The organism is Streptomyces sp. NPDC057249, from assembly GCF_042669245.1.
GTDB lineage: Bacteria > Actinomycetota > Actinomycetes > Streptomycetales > Streptomycetaceae > Streptomyces.
Window position 1 is genome coordinate 35577 of record NZ_JBHUXS010000031.1, and the last position, 21504, is coordinate 57080.

16 protein-coding genes and 1 pseudogene are annotated in these 21504 nt (G+C 73.4%); 15 read left to right on the forward strand and 2 right to left on the reverse strand.

What is annotated here, in order from left to right; translation table 11 throughout:
* Positions 1-13 precede the first annotated feature (13 nt).
* Together ACFUJY_RS33940 and ACFUJY_RS33945 are read left to right on the forward strand one after the other, a co-directional pair.
* Positions 14-277, forward strand: coding sequence for an acyl carrier protein (locus ACFUJY_RS33940; RefSeq protein WP_383306818.1), 264 nt, complete (start codon positions 14-16; stop codon positions 275-277).
* Positions 278-1177 carry an MBL fold metallo-hydrolase gene (locus ACFUJY_RS33945; protein ID WP_383306820.1) on the forward strand — a complete coding sequence of 300 codons (900 nt, stop codon included), beginning with the start codon at positions 278-280 and terminating at the stop codon, positions 1175-1177.
* Positions 1178-1183: 6 nt separating this feature from the next.
* Here the strand turns inward: ACFUJY_RS33945 and ACFUJY_RS33950 are convergent, their stop codons facing one another.
* Entirely contained in the window at positions 1184-1672 is a 489-nt protein-coding gene (locus tag ACFUJY_RS33950; protein ID WP_383306822.1) for a nuclear transport factor 2 family protein, read from the reverse strand.
* 190 nt (positions 1673-1862) lie between these two features.
* On the opposite strand from ACFUJY_RS33950, the gene ACFUJY_RS33955 reads away from it, so the two are divergent.
* From ACFUJY_RS33955 to ACFUJY_RS34015, 13 genes are all read left to right on the forward strand, one after another.
* Positions 1863-3437: a class I adenylate-forming enzyme family protein gene (locus ACFUJY_RS33955; RefSeq protein WP_383306824.1), complete on the forward strand. Its 1575-nt coding sequence runs from the start codon at positions 1863-1865 to the stop codon at positions 3435-3437.
* 40 nt (positions 3438-3477) lie between these two features.
* Entirely contained in the window at positions 3478-5181 is a 1704-nt protein-coding gene (locus ACFUJY_RS33960) for an FAD-dependent oxidoreductase (RefSeq protein WP_383306826.1), read from the forward strand.
* On the forward strand, positions 5178-5972 hold the full coding sequence (locus ACFUJY_RS33965; RefSeq protein ID WP_383306828.1) for an SDR family NAD(P)-dependent oxidoreductase: 795 nt from the start codon (positions 5178-5180) through the stop codon (positions 5970-5972). The genes ACFUJY_RS33960 and ACFUJY_RS33965 overlap by 4 nt, the downstream gene beginning before the upstream one ends.
* Before the next feature lie 60 nt (positions 5973-6032).
* Positions 6033-6989 (forward strand): aromatase/cyclase, encoded by a 957-nt coding sequence (locus tag ACFUJY_RS33970; protein WP_383306830.1) that lies wholly within the window; start codon positions 6033-6035, stop codon positions 6987-6989.
* Between the two features lie 133 nt (positions 6990-7122).
* A complete protein-coding gene (locus tag ACFUJY_RS33975) occupies positions 7123-8916 on the forward strand; it encodes an acyl-CoA dehydrogenase (RefSeq protein ID WP_383306832.1) in 1794 nt (597 codons plus the stop codon).
* Positions 8917-8941: 25 nt separating this feature from the next.
* Positions 8942-9775, forward strand: coding sequence for a 4'-phosphopantetheinyl transferase family protein (locus ACFUJY_RS33980; RefSeq protein WP_383306834.1), 834 nt, complete (start codon positions 8942-8944; stop codon positions 9773-9775).
* Between the two features lie 280 nt (positions 9776-10055).
* Positions 10056-12125 (forward strand): condensation domain-containing protein, encoded by a 2070-nt coding sequence (locus ACFUJY_RS33985; RefSeq protein WP_383306836.1) that lies wholly within the window; start codon positions 10056-10058, stop codon positions 12123-12125.
* A 46-nt stretch (positions 12126-12171) separates the two neighbouring features.
* Positions 12172-13383, forward strand: a complete 1212-nt coding sequence (gene metK / locus ACFUJY_RS33990) for a methionine adenosyltransferase (protein ID WP_383306838.1) — start codon at positions 12172-12174, stop codon at positions 13381-13383.
* Between the two features lie 40 nt (positions 13384-13423).
* Positions 13424-14407: a carbohydrate kinase family protein gene (locus ACFUJY_RS33995; RefSeq protein WP_383306840.1), complete on the forward strand. Its 984-nt coding sequence runs from the start codon at positions 13424-13426 to the stop codon at positions 14405-14407.
* Positions 14404-17874, forward strand: a complete 3471-nt coding sequence (gene metH, locus ACFUJY_RS34000; protein ID WP_383306842.1) for a methionine synthase — start codon at positions 14404-14406, stop codon at positions 17872-17874. Before ACFUJY_RS33995 ends, metH begins: the two co-directional genes overlap by 4 nt.
* Positions 17874-18749, forward strand: a complete 876-nt coding sequence (metF, locus tag ACFUJY_RS34005; protein ID WP_383306844.1) for a methylenetetrahydrofolate reductase [NAD(P)H] — start codon at positions 17874-17876, stop codon at positions 18747-18749. Before metH ends, metF begins: the two co-directional genes overlap by 1 nt.
* Complete coding sequence (gene ahcY / locus ACFUJY_RS34010; RefSeq protein ID WP_383306846.1) at positions 18739-20190, forward strand: adenosylhomocysteinase; 1452 nt, start codon at positions 18739-18741, stop codon at positions 20188-20190. Before metF ends, ahcY begins: the two co-directional genes overlap by 11 nt.
* Before the next feature lie 267 nt (positions 20191-20457).
* Positions 20458-21267, forward strand: a complete 810-nt coding sequence (locus ACFUJY_RS34015; RefSeq protein ID WP_383306847.1) for an NmrA family NAD(P)-binding protein — start codon at positions 20458-20460, stop codon at positions 21265-21267.
* A 92-nt stretch (positions 21268-21359) separates the two neighbouring features.
* Here ACFUJY_RS34015 and ACFUJY_RS34020 read toward each other — a convergent pair.
* Positions 21360-21504: pseudogene (locus ACFUJY_RS34020) on the reverse strand (IS110 family transposase); the annotation flags it as partial.

The window sequence follows — 21504 nt, forward strand, 5'->3', positions numbered from 1 at the left end:
GGAAGGGAACACCGTGGACCGCCTGCACCTGACCGACCTTGCCGCCCTGCTGCGCGCCGCCGCCGGCAGCGAAGAGGGCGCGCCGCTGGACGAGGCCGCCCAGGACACCCTCTTTCTCGACCTGGGCTACGACTCGCTGGCACTGCTCCAGGTCACCGGCGTCGTCGAGCGCGACTACGACGTGGCGCTGGACGAGGAGGCGCTGGACGAGGCGCAGACCCCGCGCGCGTACCTCGACCTCGTCAACGGGGCGCTGGCCGCACGGTCGGCGGCCTGAATGCGGGACGGCCGGCTCACCGAGATCGCCGACGGTGTCCACGCCCATGTCCAGGGCGACGGGGGCTGGTGCCTGAACAACTCCGGGCTGCTCGCCGACGGCGGGGAGAGCGCCCTCGTCGACACCGTCGCCACCGTGGACCGGGCCCGCGCCCTGCGCGCCCGGGTCCTCGCGGTCACGGCCGGGCCGCCCCGGTATCTCGTCAACACGCACTTCCACGGCGACCACACCTTCGGCAACTGCGTCTTCCCGGAAGCGGTCGTCGTCGGGCACGCGCGGGCCCGGGACGAGGCCGCCGCGGCCGGCCTCCACCTGACGGGGCTCTGGCCCGAGGTGCGCTGGGGGGACCTGGAGGTCGTCGTCCCGCAGGTCACCTTCGAGGAGCGGATGACGCTGTACGTGGGGGAGTCGCGGGCCGAACTCCTGCACGTGGGGCCCGCGCACACCTGCGGCGACACCGTGGTGTGGCTGCCCGGGCCGCGCGTCCTGTTCGCCGGTGACGTGGTGATGAACGGCGTCACCCCGTTCTGCCCCATGGGCTCCGTCAGCGGCTCCCTGCGCGCCCTCGCCGGGCTGCGCGCCCTGGAACCGCTCACGGTCGTCCCCGGCCACGGTCCGGTCGGCGGCCCGGAACTCCTCGACGCCGACGCGGGGTACTTCCGCCGCCTCCAGGAGCTCGCCCGCGAGGGCGTCGCCGCCGGCCTGACCCCGTACGATCTCGCCCGGGAAGCGGGACCCGGCCCGTACGCCGGACTCCTGGACTCCGAGCGCCTGGTGCCCAATCTGCACCGCGCGTACGCGGAGGAGCGCGGCGCCCTCCCGGGCGCGCCCCTCGACATCGGGGCGCTGTTCCAGGAGATGGCCCGGTACCACGGCGGTCTGCCGGTCTGCCGCGCCTGACGCCTCCTACACCAGCACCGGGGCCGGGTGGCCGGCCGTGAGGTCGTCCCGCGACACCACCCGGCTCCGTACCCGCAGCCGGCCCCGGCAGCGCACCAGTTCGTCCGCCATCACACAGAACCGGGACACCGCGGGCACGCCGCCCCGGGGCGTCGCGAAGACCAGGGCGTAGGCGCGGGTGTGCAGGACGCCGCCGGGGCGGACGTCCACGTCGAGCATGCCGATCCAGTGGCGCAGCTGCCCGCCCTCCCGTTCCTGGCGGACCCGGTTGCGGTGGACGTTGGCGGCCAGCTCCGCCCGCCCGTGCACCGGGCTGTCCAGCGTGGGCACGCTGAACACGGCGTCCTCGGTGAAGGTGGCGGCCCAGCGCTCGGCCTCGTGCCGGTCGAAGAGCTGCATCTGGTGGGCGTAGAACTGCTGCACCTCCGCGTACAGCGAACCGAAGTCCGAGGTGTCCGGCGCGGGTCCGGTGAGGTGTGTGGTGTCGGCCGTCATCGTGTCTTCCTTCTCGTCCGCAGGGTCTTCAGGCGTTTTCCGGGTGGGTCTCGGGCGGTTCTTCGGGTGGTTCTCTCCCACCTTCCGTGGTGCTGATCGAGCGCTCTTCAAAGATTCCTCAAGCGCACCGGCGGAAGGTGAAGGCAATCCGGAGGTAAAGGCCGCCGGTGGACGACGGAAGGGGACCCCGGTGCGCGACACCCCGTACGGCGAACTCCTGGTGGACGGACTGCTGCGGCGCGCCGCGCGGCGCGACCCCGACGGCACCGCCGTGCGCACCGCGACCCGCGTGCTGCGCTTCGCCGAACTCGACTCCTACGCCGACCGGATCGCCGGATGGCTCTCCTCGGCGGGCGCCGGACCCGGCACCCGGGTCGGGGTCACCCACGTCCTCACCCCGGAGTTCGCCGCCGCCTACCACGGGGTCGTGCGGGCCGGGGCCACGGTCGTCCTGGTCAACCCGCTGCTCCCGCCGGACGGGCTGCGCCATGTCCTCGGCACGTCGGGCGCCGGGATCGTCCTCGCGCCCGCCGCCACCGCCGCCGCCCTGACGAGGATCGCGCCCGGGCTGCCCGCCCTGCGCACCGTCGTGGTCATGGACGGGCAGGCCCCCGCCGGCACCGTCCCGCTGCACGAGCTGATCGCGGGCGCGCAGCCGTACACCGGGCCCGCCGCATCCCCGGACGACGTGGCGTGCGTGCAGTTCACCACCGGGACCACCGGCGCCCCGAAGGGGGTCCTGCTGACCCATCGCAACGTGGTCGCCAACGCCTGGCAGACCGCCGACGCGCACGGCCTGACCGGCGCGTCGGTGACCCTCAACCACCTGCCGCTGTACCACGTCATGCACCTCAACTCGGCTCTGTACGCGGGGTCGTGCCAGGTCCTCTGCCAGGACCCCGACCCTTTCGCATCGCTCGGCGCCGCCGCCGGCGCGGGGGCCACGCACTACTACGGGCTGCCCGCCCGGTTGCACGCCCTGGCCGCCGACGAGCGGCTGGCGGCGGGCGGCGCACCGGACGCGCCGCGGCTCACCGCCGTACTGTCCGGCGGGTCGGCGCTGCGGCCCCGGGCGGCGCGCGTCCTGGAGGAACGGCTCGGCGTCCCCGTCATCCAGGGGTACGGCATGGCCGAGCTGTCCCCGCTCACGCACAGCCAGCGGCCCGCCCGCTACCGCCACGGCACCGTCGGCTCCGCCGTCGCCGGCACCGAGTGCCGGATCGTGGACCTGACGACCCGGCGCCCGCTCGGCCCCTGGTCGGTCGGCGAGGTCATGGTGCGGGGACCGCAGCTGATGGCCGGATACCTGGGCGACGCACAGCCCGCCCGGGTCGACGCGGACGGCTTCTTCGCCACCGGTGACGTCGGCCGCCTGGACGACGAGGGCAACCTGACCCTGGTCGACCGGCTCGCCGACGTCTTCAAGTACGACAACGAGATCGTGTCGCCCAGCCGCGTCGAGCGGATTCTCGCCGACGACCCCCGGGTCGCCGACTGCCTGGTCGCGGACTGGCCGGACCCCGAGCACGGCGCCCTGGTGTGGGCCGGGATCGTGCTGCGCGAGGGGGCCGGGGCGGGCGGCGACCCGTACGGCCACGGCGTGCTCGACGTGCTCGACGCGATCACCGAACGCGCCAACGAACGCCTCGGCCGCTTCGAGCAGATCCGCTTCGCCGAGGCCATCGACACCGTGCCGCGCACCCCCACCGGGAAACCCCGGCGCCGCGCCGTCCGGCAGAAGCTGCGCGCCAGCGCCGCCCTGTGACCGCCCCGCCCATCCGCCTCACCACCCCGGGAGACCGACCATGGTGAACTCCGGCACGGAGCCGGCCGCCCCGCCGCAGGTGCTGATCGCGGGCGCCGGCCCCGTCGGCCTGACCGCCGCCCACGAACTGGCCCGCCGCGGCCTGCGGGTCCGCCTGATCGACGCGGCCCCCGGCCCGGCGCGCACCAGCCGCGCCGTCGCCACCCACCCGCGCACCCTGGAGACGTACGACCAGATGGGCGTCGTGGACGCCATGCTCGCCCGGGGCCGCCGGAACGCCGCCTTCACCATGTACGCCGAGGGCCGCCGCCTGGTCCGCCTCCAGGCCGACTACGCGTCGATGCCGACCGCGTACCCCTTCACGCTGGTCATCGGCCAGACCGACACCGAGGCCGTCCTGCGCGAGGCGGTGGCCCGGCTCGGCGTCGACATCGAGTGGGGCGTCCGGCTCACCGGTTTCGACCAGCGCCCGGACGGGGTGCGGGTGACCCTGGAGGACACCGACGGTGCCCGGAGCACCGTGGACACCTCGTGGCTGGTCGGGTGCGACGGCGGCCACAGCACCGTCCGCAAACTCCTCGGCCTGGAACTCGCGGGCACCAGCAGCGAGACGTGGATGCTCGCCGACGTGCCCGTCACGATGGACCTGCCGCCCGACACCATCTACTGGGCGCACACCGGCGGCCAGGCCCTGATGATGGTGCCGTACGCGCGCGAGGGCCACTGGCGCCTCCTCGACACCGTGCCGGACCGCGACGCGGAGGGCGTCGAGGAACGCCTCGGCGCGAAGCTGTCCAAGGGCCTGGGCCGCCCGGTCACCGTCGGGCCCAGCGAGTGGACGTCCGTCTTCACGTTCCAGCAGCGCCGGGTCGACCGGATGCGGGAGGGCCGGGTCTTCGTCGCGGGCGACGCCGCCCATGTGCACAGCCCCGCCTCCGGCCAGGGCATGAACACCGGCATCCAGGAGGCGTACAACCTGGCCTGGAAGCTCGCCCAGGTCGAACAGGGCCACGCGGCGGACCGGTTGCTCGACAGCTACGGCGCCGAGCGCGTGCCCGTCGGCGCCGCCCTCCTCGACTCCACCCGCACCGCCACCGTCCTCGTGCAGCTGAAGAACCTGCTCGCCGCGGCCGTGCTGCCCGTCGTCTTCACCGTCGTACGCAACGTCACCCCGCTGCGCCGCGCCATCCAGCGCAAGGTCCTCGGCGGGATGTCCGGGCTGCGCATCGGCTACGGCGCGTCCCCGCTCACCACCCCCGGGACCGCCGCCACCGGGCCCGCCCCGGGCGGCCGCGCCCGGGGCGTCGCGCTGGACGGCCTGGAGCCCACCGTGCGCGAGGCGTTCGCCGGCGAGCTGCGGGACGTGCGGTGGAGCCTGCTCCTCGGGGCGGGCGGCACCGGACCCGGCGACGTGCCGGTGGGCGTCGCCGTCACCGCGGCCGCCCAGTACGCCGAATGGCTCTCGGTGCGCACCCTCGGCGGCCGTGCCGACGGTTCCGAGGGCCCCGCCCCGCTCGCCGATCCCGGCACGGCGCTGCGCACCGCGCTCGGCCTGCGCCCCGGCTCCTGGCTCCTGGTGCGCCCCGACGGGTACGTCGCCGCGCGCGGGCCCGTGCTCAGCCGGACCGCGCTGGACCGGGCGCTCGCTCCGGTGGGGCCGTCCGCCCCGCTCGCGCTGCCGGCCCGGGTGGAGCCGCGCGCCGTTTCCGTACACCCGGCCCCGACGAAGGAGCACCGCTCATGACCGCCACCTCCGAGACCCGCCCCGTCGCCCTGGTGACCGGCGGCACGAGCGGCATCGGCCTGGAAGTGGTCCGGACGCTCGGCCGCGCCGGACACCGCGTCTTCCTGTGCGCCCGTACCGACGCGGCCGTCAAGGAGACCGTCGACGCCCTGCGCGACGAAGGTCTCGACGTCTCCGGGCAGGCCGCCGACGTGCGCTCCCGCGAGGACGTCGCCGCCCTGATGCGCGCCGCCGTCACCGCGTACGGGCCGCTCACCGTCCTCGTCAACAACGCCGGCCGCAGCGGCGGCGGCGTGACCGCCGAGCTGACCGACGAGCTCTGGTACGACGTCATCGACACCAACCTCAACAGCGTGTTCCTGGTGACCCGTGAGGCCCTGGCGAACGGCGGGCTCCATGACGCCGCCGCCCGGGGCCGGATCATCAACATCGCCTCCACCGCCGGCAAGCAGGGCGTCCTGCTCGGTGCCCCGTACAGCGCCTCCAAGCACGGCGTCGTCGGCTTCACCAAGGCGCTCGGCCGCGAGCTGGCGCCGACCGGGGTCACCGTCAACGCCGTCTGCCCCGGCTACGTCGAGACGGCGATGGCCCAGCGGGTGCGCGCGGGGTACGCCGCCGCCTGGGACACCACCGACGAGGACGTCCTCGCCCGGTTCGAGGCGAAGATCCCCCTCGGGCGCTACTCCACCCCGGAGGAGGTCGCGGCCCTGGTCGGCTACCTGGCGTCCGGGCCCGCCGCCTCCATCACGGCGCAGGCCCTCAACGTCTGCGGCGGCCTGGGCAACTTCTGACCCCCGGACCGCCCGCGCCGCGCGGGCGGGGTCCACGAGCAACCGAGAAAGAGGTGTGTGGTGTCGGACGTGCGTGTGCACCGGACGAGGCACAGTGTCGACGTGGACGCCCAGCCGGGCGTCGTCTACGGGCTGATCGCGGACGCCGAGCGCTGGCCGCTGTTCTTCCCGCCCAACGTCCACGTGGAGCGGCTGGAGTTCGACGGCCGCGACGAGCGGCTGCGCATGTGGGCGACCGCCAACGGCGACGTGCGGTCCTGGCTCTCCGAGCGGGCCCAGGACCCGGCGGCGCGCCGCATCACCTTCCGGCAGACCCGGCCGCAGGCCCCGGTCGAGACCATGGAGGGCACCTGGATCGTCGAGGAGCGCCCCGGCGGAGGGACCCGGCTGGTCCTGCTGCACGACTTCACCGTGGCCGGGGACCGCTTCGAGGACGTGCGCTGGGTCGAGACCGCCTGCGACACCAACTCCCGTGCGGAGCTGGCCAGTCTGAAGGGGATCGCGGAGCGCTGGGCCCTCCTGGACGACCTCGTCCTGTCCTTTGAGGACTCGGTACGCGTCCACGGGCCGGCGGAGCTGGTGTACGACTTCCTGTACCGCGTCGGCGACTGGCCCGAGCTGGTCCCGCACGTCTCCCGCCTCGACTTCACCGAACCGGCGCCCGGCGTCCAGGTCATGGCGATGGACACCGTCACCGCCGACGGCAGCACGCACACCACCGAGTCCGTCCGCATCTGCTTCCCGCACGCCGGGCGCATCGTCTACAAGCAGACCGCCACCCCCGCCCTGATGGAGGCGCACACCGGCGAGTGGTCCGTGGTGCCCGACGCGACCGGTGTCACCGTCGTCTCCCAGCACACCGTCGTCCTCCGTGAGAGCGCCGTCGAACGGGTGCTGGGGGCGGGCGCCGGGCTCCCCGAGGCCCGCCGTTACGTACGCGAGGCGCTGGGCCGCAACTCGACGGCCACGCTCCACCTGGCGAAGCGCCACGCGGAGACCGCGATCCGCATGCTGTGACGGTGCGCGGTCCCCGGGCGTCCGGAGCGGTTCCCAAGCCGTTCTCCACCGGATCGCGAGCAGCCGCCCGCAGGGTCGAGCCACGCCCACCGCACCCCGTGCCCGTACGACGAAGGAGGCGGACGCCGCCGTCATGACCACCATCGCAGAGTTCCCCGGGCGCCCCGCCCCCGTCACCGCCTTCTCTTCCGCCGCCCCCGGCCGTGCCCCCGACCCCGGCCGCGAGCACGCGGACGCCCTCGACCGGGCCGGACGCCTGGAAGCACGGCTCGGCGACCCCTACGACCCCGCCAACCCGCACGGGTTCGCCGCCCTGTTCGACGCCGACGCCCGCAGCACCCCGCCCGAGGCGACCGAGGCCCTGCTCACCGACGAAGGGATCGGAGCCGAATTCGTGCCCGTCGCCCTGGGCGGGCGGCTGACCCGCGCCGATCTGCTGGCCCGGGCCGTGCGGCCGGTGTTCCGGCGCGACCTGGGGCTGGGCATGGGCCACGGCCTCATCTCGCTGTTCGCGGCGGGGGCCGTGTGGGCGGCCGGGGACGAGCCGCAGCGCCGCGACACCGCCCGCCTGCTGCTCGGTGGTGGCCGGATCGCGATCCTGCACCACGAACTCGCCCACGCCAACGCCATCCTGCGCCACGAGTTCACCGCCCGCCCGGCCCCCGGCGGACGCCGGATCAGCGGCCGCAAGGACGTCATCCTCAACGCGTCGCGCGCCGACCGCCACGTCGTCTACGCCCGCACCGACGAGGCCCCGGGACCGCGCAGCCATTCCGTCCTGCTGCTCGACCCGGCCGGACAGGACCCGGCACACCTGCGCCACCTGCCCCGGGTGGAGAGCTCCGGAATGCGCGGGGCCCTCTTCTCCGGCCTGGAGTTCGCCGAGCTGCCCGTGCCCGAGGACGCGCTCGTCGGGCACCCCGGCGACGGGGCCGGCATCGCCCTGCGCGCGTTCCAGGTGAACCGCAGCCTGATCTGCGGGCTCGTCACGGCCGCCGCCGGAACGGTCCTGCACTCCGCCGTGCGCGCCGCGACCGAGGGCCGCGCGAGCGGGGTCGCCCGGCGCCGGCACAAGCCGCTCACCGGGGTCTTCGCCGACCTCCTGGCCTGCGACGCGATGTCCACCACCGTCCTGCGCGCCCTGAGCCTGCTGCCCGCGAGCGCCCATCTCTTCGCCGCCGCCGTCAAATACGTGGTGCCCGAACTGCTGCGGGAGAACCTGGAAGAGCTCGCCACGGTCCTCGGCGCCCGCGGCTACGACCACGCGAGCCCCGCGTACGGGGCGCTCGGCAAGCTCAGCCGCGACCTGCCCGTCGCCGGGCTCGGCCACGCCGGAAGCGCCTCCTGCCAGTCCGTCCTCGTGCCCCAGCTGCGCGGCCTCGCCGAACGTTCCTGGTTCGCCGAACCGGAGCCGCCCGCCGAGCTGTTCTCCGCCGGCGCCGCGCTGCCCCACCTGGACTACCGGCTCCTGGGCATCGCGGGCGGCGGTGACTTCATGGCCGCGTCCCTCGTCGCGACCGCCGAACGGCTCGCCCCGCTCCGCGACGCCGGCGGGCACACCGGCGCGCTGGCCGGGCTCGCCGAGGCGTTCGCCACCGAGCTGCGCGGGCTGCGCGCCCAGTGCCGCCGCATCCCGGCCGGCCCTTCCGCCCTCGCCGACCCGGCCGTCGTCCGGCTCAGCGACCGCTACAGCCGGATCGTCGGCGCCGCGGCCGTGCTCGCCGTCTGGGAGGGCCAGGACGGCACCGACCCGTTCCTCGCCGACCCCGCCTGGGCCGTGCTCGCCCTCACCCGGGCCGGGCAGCGCCTCGGCATCCCCGTGCCCGCCCTGCCCGACGGCGTCCAGGACCAGGTGCTCGACGAGCTGGTCCGCCGGCACGCCGAGGGGCTGGGCCACGACCTCGACGCGCTCCCGTACGCGCCGTGACCCCCAGCGGTCAGGAAGGCAGGCCATGACCAGCATCCCCGCGCCCGGTGCCGGGCGGATCAGCGCACCCCTCCACGTCGCGGGACCCGGCGCGCCCTGGCACCTGGTGCGCGAGGCCATGGACCGCCACGGGAACGCCGTCGTCCACACCACCTGGGGCGAGTGGCTGGGGGCGGCCGTCACCCAGCCGGCCCTGCGCCGACTGCTCGGCGCCGACTGGCAGCGCTACCGCCGCACCCAGGACCCCACGCTGCGCTTCCGGTTCCTCGCCTCACGTCTCGTCACCAAGTACACGGCGGCGGCAGCCCTGCGCACCGGACCGGCCGAGCTCGACCTCGCGTACCGGATCGGCGGCCGGCCGTACCTGCGCAGCCTCGACCAGATCGACGTGAGCCTCACGCACACCGAGGACATGATCGCCGTCGGCATCAGCCGCAACGGCCGGATCGGCGTCGACGTCGAACCCGCCACCCGGCCCATGTCGTACGACCTGCTCCAGGGGCACGTGCTGACGCCCGCCGAACGCGAGGCGCTGGAACACCTCCCGGAGGGGGAGCGGGCGGCGCGGCTGCTGCGCCTGTGGACGCTCAAGGAGGCGTACACCAAAGCGCTCGGGCAGGGACTGCGACTCGACTTCACCGAGTTCGGCTTCGCCGAGGGCGGCGGCGAACTGCTCGCGCCCGACGGCCGGCCCGCCGCCGACGGCGACTGGGCGTTCGCCACCCACCGGGTCCTGGGCGGCCGGTACATGCTCAGCGTCGCGTGCCACGACACCGGCCTGGCCGCCTCCCCGGACACGACGGTCCGCACCATGCTCGACACGGGTTTCGCGGGGGCGGTCACCGAACTCCTCGGCTGACATCGTGTCCCGCTCGGCCCCGCGTCCAGTCCCGCTGGAGGAAGACGCGGGGCCTTCGCACGCCCGCGTACGGTACGGACCCGGTCGCCTCCCCGACGGAACCGCGCGGGACCGCGGCGCCCCACCACCGGACCACCGCCGTGTCAGTGCCGTGTCGGTGCTGTGTGGGCGGGCCCTCGCATACTCGTTCCGCATTCGCCGACAGAGGGGAGGGAGGGGGTCTCCCGCATGCGCGCCACAGCCGGTCCGCCGCGCTCCCGCATGCGTGCCCCGCAGGACGATGACCACCGACCACTCCTCGCACACCACCCCCGCCCGGGCCACCCCCGGCGGCCCGATGACCGTCGTCCTCGACCTCACGGACCAGGGCCGGGACCCGGCCGCACCGCCCCTCCTGGAGCTGCGCGGCCCCGTGGACCCGCACCGCGTCGAGGCCGCCCTCGACCGCCTGGGCCGGCTCGGTACGCGCCCCGCCCCCTCCTGGCAGCCGCACCTGGAACCCGCCGATGACGGGCACCACACCCTGCACCTGACCCCGGACGGGCCTCCGGCCGGCGACGCGCCCTTCCCGGCCGGACTCTTCGCGGACCTGCTCACCGTCACGGAGAGCGGACCCGGACCCGCGCCCCGGGTCGAGCCGACGCCGCTGCAACGGGAACTCCTCGCGGACGCGGACGCGCACCCCGGTACCGAGGGCTGGTGCGAACAGCTCGCGGTCAGCTGGTACGGGCCGCTCGACCCGGAACGGCTCGCCGCCGCCTGGCAGTCCGTCGCCGAACGGGAGAGCGTGCTGCGGGCCGCCTTCGAGGAGGGGCCCGAGCCGTGGATCGTCTGCCACGAGGGCGCGGGACCCGAAGTGCTGCGCTTCCCGCTCGGCAGCGTGGACTGGCACGCGCTGGTCGAGGCCGACCGGCGCCGGGGCCTCGATCCGCGCCGCCCGGGACCGCTGCGCGTCACCTTCCTGGGCGGCGGCCCGGACGCGGCGGGCAGCACCCGCGTCCTGCTGAGCTTCCACCCGGCGCTCCTCGACGACTGGAGCGTGCGGCTGCTGCTGCACGAGTTCTACCGCGCCTACCTGGCGGGCGGTGAGCTGCCCGGCGGCACCCGCCGCCCCGACCTCGGCGACTACACGCGCTGGCTCGCGGCCCAGGACACCGCCCCGGCCCGCGCGTTCTGGCGCGACGCCCCGCCCGGCCCCGCCACGTTCCCGCCCGCCGGCGCCGGCGCCGGCCAGGTCCGCACCCGGATCACGCCCGAGGAGAGCGAACGGCTCGCCGCGTGGGCGGGGGGCCTCGGCTGCCCGGAGAGCAGCGTCCTGCACGCCGTGTGGGCGCTGGCCCTCTACCGGGCCGGCGGCCACGAGGGCGCGGCCGACATCAGCTTCAGCGCGGCGGTCTCCGGCCGGGGCATCCTCCTCGACGGCGTCGAACGGCTGCCCGCCGCCCTGCGCAACCCGCTGCCGATGACCGCGGGCGTCAACCCGTACGCCCCGCTCGCCGAACTCCCGGCCCGGCTGCGCGACCAGGCCCTGGACGTGTCCGGGTACGAGTGGGTGTCGCAAGGGCGCATCCGGTCCTGGACCCGCCCCGGCGGCCCCGCCGCGCCGGCCGCCGTCCCGCGCACCGGCAGCCTCGTCGTCTTCGAGAACCGGCCGCGCCCGCCCGGCGACCTGGCACCGGCGCTCGGCGCGCTGGGCGTCCGCGTCAGCACCCCCGAGACGCTCGGGGCGCGCACCGGGTTCCCGTTCACGCTCGTCGCCCACCGGGACGACGAGGGGGGCCTCGTGCTCACCGCCACCTGCCTCGGGACGGGCCTCGCCCAGGCCGAGGACCTGCTCACCAGGACCGCGCACGCCCTGCGCGAACTGCCGCGCACGGCGACGCCCGCGACGACGGTCGGCGGGGCGCTCGCGCTCCTCGCGGGACCGCCGGACCGGACGCCGCGCGGGCGGCCCGGCACCCGGCGCGCGGCCGCCCTGACGGAGCTGCGCCCCGCCGCGCGCCCCGGCACCGGCACCGTCTGCCTGGTCCGGGCGCCGGGGACCCCGCTGTCCGCGCTGACCCGGGTCGCCTACGCCTACCGGGGGCCGGAGGCCGTGGTGCTGCTGCGGCCGCCGCCGTACGCGGACGCCTCCGCCCCGGCCGCCGAGGCCGTCGTGGGGGCGCTGGCCGACCTCGGCGGCCCGCTCGTGCTCGGCGCGTTCTGCGGGGGCGGCGAGCGCGCCTACGCGCTCGCCGGGCAACTCGTCGCGGCCGGAGGCAGGCCGCCCGGAGTGGTCCTCACCGGCACCGCGACGCCGGCCGGGGGCTTCGCCCACATCCTCGAAGCGGTGGTCCGCCGCACCCGGTGACCGCCGCGGTCACGCCAACCGCCCCACCTCACACCTCAGGAGAGTCATGACGACACGTCTGTTCACCTCGGAGTCCGTGACCGAGGGACACCCCGACAAGATCGCCGACCAGATCAGCGACGCGATCCTGGACGCGCTCCTCGCGCAGGACCCGGGTTCCCGCGTCGCGGTGGAGACCCTGATCACGACCGGGCAGGTCCACATCGCGGGCGAGGTGACGACGTCGGCGTACGCGGACGTGCCGGGCATCGTGCGCGAGACCATCCTCGACATCGGTTACGACTCCTCCGCCAAGGGCTTCGACGGCACCTCCTGCGGGGTCTCCGTCTCCATCGGCGCGCAGTCCCCGGACATCGCGCAGGGCGTCGACACGGCGTACGAGAAGCGCGTCGACGGCTCCGGCGACGACGCGCTCGACCAGCAGGGCGCCGGCGACCAGGGGCTGATGTTCGGCTACGCGTGCGACGAGACGCCGAGCCTGATGCCGCTGCCGATCGACCTGTCGCACCGGCTCTCGCGCCGTCTCACCGAGGTCCGCAAGAACGGCACCGTCCCCTACCTGCGCCCCGACGGCAAGACCCAGGTGACGATCGGCTACCTGGGCAGCCGCCCGGTGCGCCTGGACACCGTCGTCGTCTCCAGCCAGCACGCCGCGGACATCGACCTCGAGGGCCTGCTCGCCCCCGACATCCGCGAGCACGTCGTGGAGCACGTCCTGAACGAACTCGCCGACGAGGGCATCAAGCTGGAGACCGACGACTACCGGCTGCTGGTCAACCCGACCGGCCGCTTCGAGATCGGCGGCCCGATGGGCGACGCCGGCCTCACCGGCCGCAAGATCATCATCGACACGTACGGGGGCTACGCCCGGCACGGCGGCGGCGCCTTCTCCGGCAAGGACCCCTCGAAGGTCGACCGCTCGGCGGCGTACGCGACCCGCTGGGTCGCCAAGAACGTCGTCGCCGCCGGCCTCGCCACCCGCTGCGAGGTGCAGGTCGCGTACGCGATCGGCAAGGCCGAACCGGTCGGTCTCTTCGTGGAGACCTTCGGCACCGCGAAGGTCGCCCAGGCCCGGATCGAGAGCGCCATCCGCGAGGTCTTCGACCTGCGCCCGGCCGCCGTCATCCGCGACCTGGACCTGCTGCGCCCCATCTACCGGCAGACCGCCGCCTACGGGCACTTCGGCCGCGAACTGCCGGACTTCACCTGGGAGCGCACCGACCGCGTCGAGCAGCTCAAGGCCGCCGCCGGTCTCTGACCGGCGTCCACCGGCCCAGTCGAGAGGGACAGGGATTCGTATGCGTATCGCGGTGACAGGCTCCATCGCCACCGACCACCTGATGGTCTTCCCGGGCCGGTTCGCGGACCAGCTCATCGCCGACCAGCTCGCCCATGTGTCGCTCTCGTTCCTGGTGGACGACCTGGAGGTGCGGCGCGGCGGAGTGGCGGCCAACATCGCCTTCGGACTCGGCTCGCTCGGGCTGGAGCCGCTGCTGGTCGGTGCCGTCGGCAGCGACTTCGCCACGTACGAGGTGTGGCTCAAGGAGCACGGGGTCGACACCGGTGGGGTGCGCGTGAGCGACGAGCGGCAGACCGCCCGTTTCTCGTGCATCACCGACCAGGACGACAACCAGATCGCGGCGTTCTACGCGGGCGCCATGGCGGAGGCCCGGGAGATCGACCTGGCGGCGGAGGCGGCCCGGGCCGGCGGCGTCGGCTTCGTCCTCGTCGCCCCCGACGACCCGGCCGCCATGCTGCGGCACACCGCGGCCTGCCGGACCCTCGGCGTCCCCTTCGCCGCCGACCCCTCCCAGCAGCTCGCCCGCCTCGGCGGCGACGAGGTGCGCGAGCTGGTCGACGGCGCCCGGTGGCTGTTCACCAACGAGTACGAGGCGGCGCTCCTGCTGGAACGCGCCTCCTGGGACCGCGACGACGTGCTGGGCCGCGTCGGCACCTGGGTCACCACGCTCGGCGCGCGGGGCGCCCGCATCGAGAGCGCGGGCGCCCCCGCCCTGACCGTGCCGGGCATCGCGGGCGTCGGGACGGCCGACCCGACCGGGGTGGGCGACGCGTTCCGCTCCGGCTTCCTCGCCGCCACCGTCCGGGGAGCCGCCCCGGAGCAGGCGGCGCAACTGGGCTGCGCGGTCGCCTCGCTGGCCCTGGGCGCCGTGGGCTCCCAGTCGTACGAGCCGGAGCCCGGCCGCCTGCTGGACATCCTGCGGCGGCAGTACGGCTCCGAGGCGGCGTCCGCGCTCGCCCCCGTCCTGGGCGGTGCGTCATGACCGCGGCGGAGCGGGTCGCCGCGCTCCGGGACGCGCTCGCCACCCGCGTGGTGGTGGCCGACGGCGCGATGGGCACCATGCTCCAGGCGCAGGACCCGACTCTGGAGGACTTCCAGCAGCTGGAGGGGTGCAACGAGGTCCTCAACGTGACCCGCCCCGACATCGTGCGCTCCGTCCACGACGCGTACTTCGGGGCGGGCGTGGACTGCGTCGAGACGAACACCTTCGGGGCCAACCACGCGGCGCTCGGCGAGTACGACATCCCCGAGCGGGTCCACGAGCTGTCCGAGGCCGGGGCGCGCATCGCCCGCGAGGCCGCCGACGCGTTCACCGCGTCCACCGGCGAGCAGCGCTGGGTCCTCGGCTCCATGGGGCCCGGCACCAAGCTGCCCTCGCTCGGTCACATCCGGTACGCCACGATCCGGGACGGCTTCCAGGCGAACGCCGAGGGTCTGATCGCCGGGGGCGCCGACGCGCTGATCGTGGAGACGACGCAGGACCTCCTCCAGACCAGAGCCGGTCTGGTCGGCGCACGCCGCGCGATGGACGCGACGGGGGTCCGGGTCCCGCTGATCTGCTCGCTCGCCTTCGAGACGACCGGGACGATGCTCCTCGGCTCGGACATCGGCGCGGCGCTCACGGTCCTGGAGCCGCTGGGCATCGACCTCATCGGCCTGAACTGCTCGACCGGCCCGGCCGAGATGACCGAGCACCTGCGCCACCTGGCCCGCCACTCGGCGACCCCGCTGATGTGCATGCCCAACGCGGGTCTGCCCGTGCTGGGCGCGGACGGCGCCTCCTTCCCGCTCGGGCCGGACGGCCTGGCGGACGCGCAGGAGTCGTTCGTACGGGACTACGCCCTGTCGCTGGTGGGCGGCTGCTGCGGGACGACGCCGGACCACCTGCGGGCCGTGGTGGAGCGGGTGCGGGGCGTCGTGCCGCCGGACCGGGCCCCGCAGCCGGAGCCGGGCGCGGCGTCGCTCTACCAGACGGTGCCGTTCCGTCAGGACACGGCGTACCTGGCGATCGGTGAGCGTACGAACGCCAACGGGTCCAGGAAGTTCCGCGAGGCGATGCTCGAAGGCCGCTGGGACGACTGCGTGGAGATGGCCCGCGACCAGGTCCGCGAGGGCGCGCACATGCTCGACCTGTGCGTGGACTACGTGGGGCGCGACGGCGTCGCCGACATGGACGAGCTGGCGGGGCGGCTCGGGACCGCGTCGACGCTGCCGATCGTGCTGGACTCCACCGAGGTGGACGTGTTGCGGGCCGGCCTGGAACGGCTGGGCGGGCGGGCCGTCGTCAACTCGGTGAACTACGAGGACGGGGACGGGCCGGAGTCGCGGTTCGCCAAGGTCACGCGACTGGCGGCGGAGCACGGTGCCGCGTTGATCGCGCTGACGATCGACGAGGAGGGCCAGGCCCGCACCGCCGAGCACAAGGTCGCCATCGCCGAGCGGCTCATCGCGGATCTGACGGGCACCTGGGGCATCCGCGAGTCGGACATCCTCATCGACACGCTGACGTTCACGATCTGCACGGGTCAGGAGGAGTCGCGCAAGGACGGGGTCGCCACGATCGAGGCGATCCGGGAGCTGAAGAAGCGTCACCCGGACGTGCAGACGACGCTGGGCCTGTCGAACATCTCCTTCGGCCTGAACCCGGCCGCCCGGGTCGTGCTGAACTCGGTCTTCCTGGACGAGTGCGTGAAGGCCGGGCTGGATTCGGCGATCGTGCACGCGTCGAAGATCCTGCCGATCGCCCGGCTGGAGGAGGAGCAGGTCAAGGTCGCACTCGACCTGGTCTACGACCGGCGCGCCGAGGGCTACGACCCCTTGCAGAAGCTGATGGAGCTGTTCGAGGGCGTCAACATGAAGTCCCTGAAGGAGGGGAAGGCCGAGGAACTGGCCGCCCTCCCGCTCGACGAGCGGCTTCAGCGGCGCATCATCGACGGCGAGAAGAACGGCCTGGAGGACGACCTCGCCGAGGCGCTGACCACCCGCAAGGCCCTGGACATCGTCAACGAGACGCTGCTGGACGGCATGAAGGTCGTGGGCGAGCTGTTCGGCTCCGGCCAGATGCAGCTGCCGTTCGTCCTCCAGTCCGCCGAGGTCATGAAGGCCGCGGTGGCGTATCTGGAACCGCACATGGAGCGGGCCGAGGGTGAGGAGGGCAAGGGCACCATCGTGCTGGCGACCGTCCGCGGCGACGTCCACGACATCGGCAAGAACCTGGTCGACATCATCCTCTCCAACAACGGCTACAACGTGGTCAACCTGGGCATCAAGCAGCCCGTTTCGGCCATCCTCGACGCGGCGGTGGAGCACCGGGCGGACGTCATCGGGATGTCCGGCCTCCTCGTGAAGTCCACGGTGATCATGAAGGAGAACCTGGAGGAGCTGAACCAGCGCAAGCTGGCCGCCGACTACCCGGTCATCCTCGGCGGCGCCGCGCTCACCCGCGCCTACGTCGAGCAGGACCTGCACGAGATCTACGAGGGCGAGGTGCGCTACGCCCGCGACGCCTTCGAGGGCCTGCGCCTGATGGACGCGCTCATCGCCGTCAAGCGCGGCGTCCCCGGCGCCACGCTGCCCCCGCTCAAGCAGCGCCGCGTGCCGCTGAGGGAGCCGCAGTCCGAGGAGCCGGCGGACGTCGGCCGGTCGGACGTCGCCGTCGACAACCTGGTCCCCGCCCCGCCGTTCTGGGGCAGCCGGGTCGTCAAGGGCATCCCGCACAGGGAGTACACCTCCTGGCTGGACGAGGCCGCCCTGTTCAAGGGCCAGTGGGGGCTGAAGGGCGACGCGATCGAGGCGGAGGGCCGGCCGAGGCTGCGGATGTGGCTGGACCGGCTGCGTACGGAGAACCTGCTCGAAGCGGCTGTCGTGCACGGCTACTTCCCGTGCGTGTCCAAGGGCGACGACCTGATCATCCTGGACGAGAACGGGCACGAGCGGACCCGGTTCACCTTCCCCCGCCAGCCGCGCGGGCGCCGCCTGTGCCTGGCGGACTTCTTCCGGCCCGAGGAGTCCGGCGAGACGGATGTGGTCGGGCTCCAGATCGTGACCGTCGGCTCGAAGATCGGCGAGGCCACCGCGGAGCTGTTCGCCTCCGGCTCGTACCGCGACTACCTCGAACTTCACGGGCTCTCCGTGCAGCTGGCGGAGGCGCTGGCCGAGTACTGGCACGCGCGCGTCCGCGCCGGACTCGGGATCGCCGACCGCGAACCCGACGGCCTGGACGGCATGCTGCGCACCGAGTACCAGGGCTGCCGCTACTCGCTGGGCTACCCGGCCTGCCCCGACCTGGAGGACCGCGCCAAGATCGCGGACCTGCTGCGGCCGGAGCGGATCGGCGTCCACCTGTCCGAGGAGTTCCAGCTCCACCCGGAACAGTCGACGGACGCCATCGTCGTCCACCACCCCGAGGCGTCGTACTTCAACGCGGGCCGGGCCGGGGGTGGCCGGTGATGGGCCTGGTCACGGACCGTCCGACGTACTCCTTCGAGTTCTTCCCGCCCCGCACGGTCCAGGGCGAGCGGACCCTGTGGCAGGCCATCCGCCGCCTGGAACCGCTGGGCCCCGACTTCGTCTCCGTCACCTACGGCGCGGGCGGGTCGTCCAGGGACCGCACCATCGACGTCACGAAGCGCCTGGTCACCGAGACGACCCTGCGGCCCGTCGCCCATCTGACCGCCGTCGGCCACTCGGTGGCCGAGCTCCGGCACATCATCGGCCAGTACGCGGACGCCGGGGTGCGGGACGTACTGGTCCTGCGGGGCGATCCGCCCGGCGACCCCAAGGGGGAGTGGACCGCGCACCCGGACGGCTTCCGGCACGCCTACCAGCTGGTCGAGCTGGTCCGCTCGCTGGGGGACTTCACCATCGGGGTCGCCGCCTTCCCCGAGCGGCACCCGCGCTCGCCCGACTGGGACAGCGACATCCGGCACTTCGTCGCCAAGTGCCGCGCCGGCGCCGACTACGCCATCACGCAGATGTTCTTCGACGTGGAGGACTACCTGCGGCTGCGGGACCGGGTGGCGGCGGCCGGCTGCACCACTCCGATCATCCCGGAGATCATGCCGGCCACCGACGTCCGGCAGATCCGCCGCTTCGCGGAACTCTCCGACGCCGCCTTTCCCGAGGACCTGGCCCACCGCCTGGAAGCCGCGCAGCACCGGCCGGACATCGCGTACGAGATCGGCGTCTCCCACGCGACGCTGATGGCCGACCGGCTGCTCGCCGAAGGCGCCCCCGGCCTGCACTACATCACGCTGAACAAATCAACGGCGACCCTCGACATCCACCGCAACGTCATGAGCACTAGGAGCCTCCATGCCAGTTGAGACCATTGATTTCAAGGTCGCCGATCTTTCTCTTGCCGCTTTCGGGCGGAAGGAGATCACGCTTGCCGAGCATGAGATGCCCGGTCTGATGTCGATCCGTAAGGAGTACGCCGCGGCGCAGCCGCTGGCGGGTGCTCGTATCACCGGTTCGCTGCACATGACGGTGCAGACGGCGGTGCTGATCGAGACGCTGGTGGCGCTTGGTGCGCAGGTGCGCTGGGCGTCGTGCAACATCTTCTCCACCCAGGACCATGCGGCCGCGGCGATCGCGGTCGGTCCGGAGGGGACTCCCGAGGCGCCGGCGGGTGTGCCTGTGTTCGCGTGGAAGGGGGAGTCGCTGGAGGAGTACTGGTGGTGCACGGAGCAGGCCCTGACCTGGCCGGACACCCCGACCGGCGGTCCGAACATGATTCTGGACGACGGCGGGGATGCCACCCTCCTGGTGCACAAGGGCGTCGAGTTCGAGAAGGCGGGTGCGGTTCCGGACCCTGCGACGGCGGACAGCGAGGAGTACGCGCACATCCTGACGCTGCTGAACCGGACGCTGGGTGAGTCGCCGCGGAAGTGGACGCAGCTGGCGTCGGAGATCCGTGGTGTGACGGAGGAGACCACGACGGGTGTGCACCGTCTGTACGAGATGCACCGCGACGGCACTCTGCTGTTCCCCGCGATCAATGTGAACGACGCGGTGACGAAGTCGAAGTTCGACAACAAGTACGGCTGCCGCCACTCCTTGATCGACGGCATCAACCGCGCCACCGATGTCCTGATCGGGGGGAAGACGGCGGTGGTGTGCGGTTACGGGGACGTGGGCAAGGGCTGCGCGGAATCCCTCCGGGGCCAGGGCGCCCGCGTGATCATCACCGAGATCGACCCCATCTGCGCCCTCCAGGCGGCGATGGACGGCTACCAGGTCGCCACCTTGGATGATGTGGTGGAGCAGGCGGACATCTTCGTCACGACGACGGGCAACAAGGACATCATCATGGCCTCGGACATGGCCCGGATGAAGCACCAGGCGATCGTGGGGAACATCGGTCACTTCGACAACGAGATCGACATGGCGGGCCTGGCGAGGATCGAGGGCATCGTCAAGGACGAGGTCAAGCCGCAGGTCCACACGTGGACGTTCCCGGAGGGGAAGGTCCTGATCGTGCTCTCCGAGGGCCGTCTGCTGAATCTGGGCAACGCGACGGGTCACCCCTCCTTCGTGATGTCGAACTCGTTCGCGGACCAGACGCTGGCGCAGATCGAGCTGTTCACGAAGCCCGAGGAGTACCCGACCGACGTCTACGTGCTGCCCAAGCACCTGGACGAGAAGGTCGCCCGGCTCCACCTCGACGCGCTCGGCGTCAAGCTCACGACCCTGCGCCCGGAGCAGGCGGCGTACATCGGTGTCGAGGTCGAAGGCCCGTACAAGCCCGACCACTACCGCTACTGAACCCGCCACCGTCCGAGGTGATCGCCCAGAGACCCCCTGGAGAACCGCTAGAGACGAGGCCCGGTGACGTGGCTCGTGCGGCGAGGGGCTGCCTACGCTGCGGATGAAGGCCGTACCCGACGGACCTTCCGCAGCCACCCCCCACCGGAGAGCGCCGCCACCGCCGCCACCGTGCGGACCCCCACCACCATCCGCACGCGACCACTCCCTCATGACGAGAACGACGAGCACCACACCACCACGCAGGCCACGACAGACGGGACGAACATGACGAACACGACCCTTGTGATCGGCGGCACGGGCAAGACCGGGCGGCGGGTCGCCGAACGGCTGTCCGCCAAAGGGCTCCCCGTACGCATCGGATCGCGCTCCGGCACGCCCCCCTTCGTCTGGGAGGACCCCGCGACCTGGGACGCCGCCCTCGACGGGGTGAGCGCCGTCTACATCACCTACTACCCCGACCTGGCCTTCCCGGGGGCCGCCGAGACCGTCGGCGCGTTCGCGAAGGCCGCCGTCGCCAAGGGGGCGCGCCGCCTGGTGCTGCTGTCCGGCCGCGGTGAGGAAGGCGCGGTCGTCAGCGAGGACAAGGTGAAGGAGTCGGGCGCGGACTGGACCGTCGTCCGCGCCAGCTGGTTCAACCAGAACTTCAGCGAGAGCTTCTTCCACGACCTGGTCATGGCCGGCGAGATCGTCCTGCCGACCGGGGACGCGGTGGAACCTTTCGTGGACGCCGACGACATCGCGGACGTCGCCGTCGCCGCGCTCACCGACGACAAGCACATCGGCAAGACGTACGAGCTGTCCGGTCCGCGTCTGCTCAGCTTCGGCGACATCGCCCAGGAGCTGGGCAAGGCGACCGGCCGCACGATCACGTACATCCCCGTGAGCGTCGACGAGTACCGGCAGGCCCTTGAGGAGAACGGGCTGCCCGTCGAGTTCGCCGACCTGTTCGGGCTGATCCTCGACGGCCGCAACGCCCACCTCGTGCACGGGGTCGAGGAGGCCACCGGCCGCAAGCCGAAGGACTTCGCCGACTTCGCCCGGGACGCCGCCGCCAGCGGTGTCTGGAACGCCTGACCGACACCGGGACCCGTGGGACGGGCGGCCGCACCCGGCGGCCGCCCGTCCCTGTCCCACACCCCCTCGCGTGAGGAATCTCAATGATGAAGTCAAGCCGTCTGCGTGACCGGTGGGGCGGAGGTGAACAGCCTCTTGTCAAGCAGCATCGCCCAGAGCACGTCGACTCGCCGTCGGGCGAGCGAGAGCAGGGCCTGGGTGTGCAACAGCCCTTCGCCGCGCTTCTTGAGGTAGTAG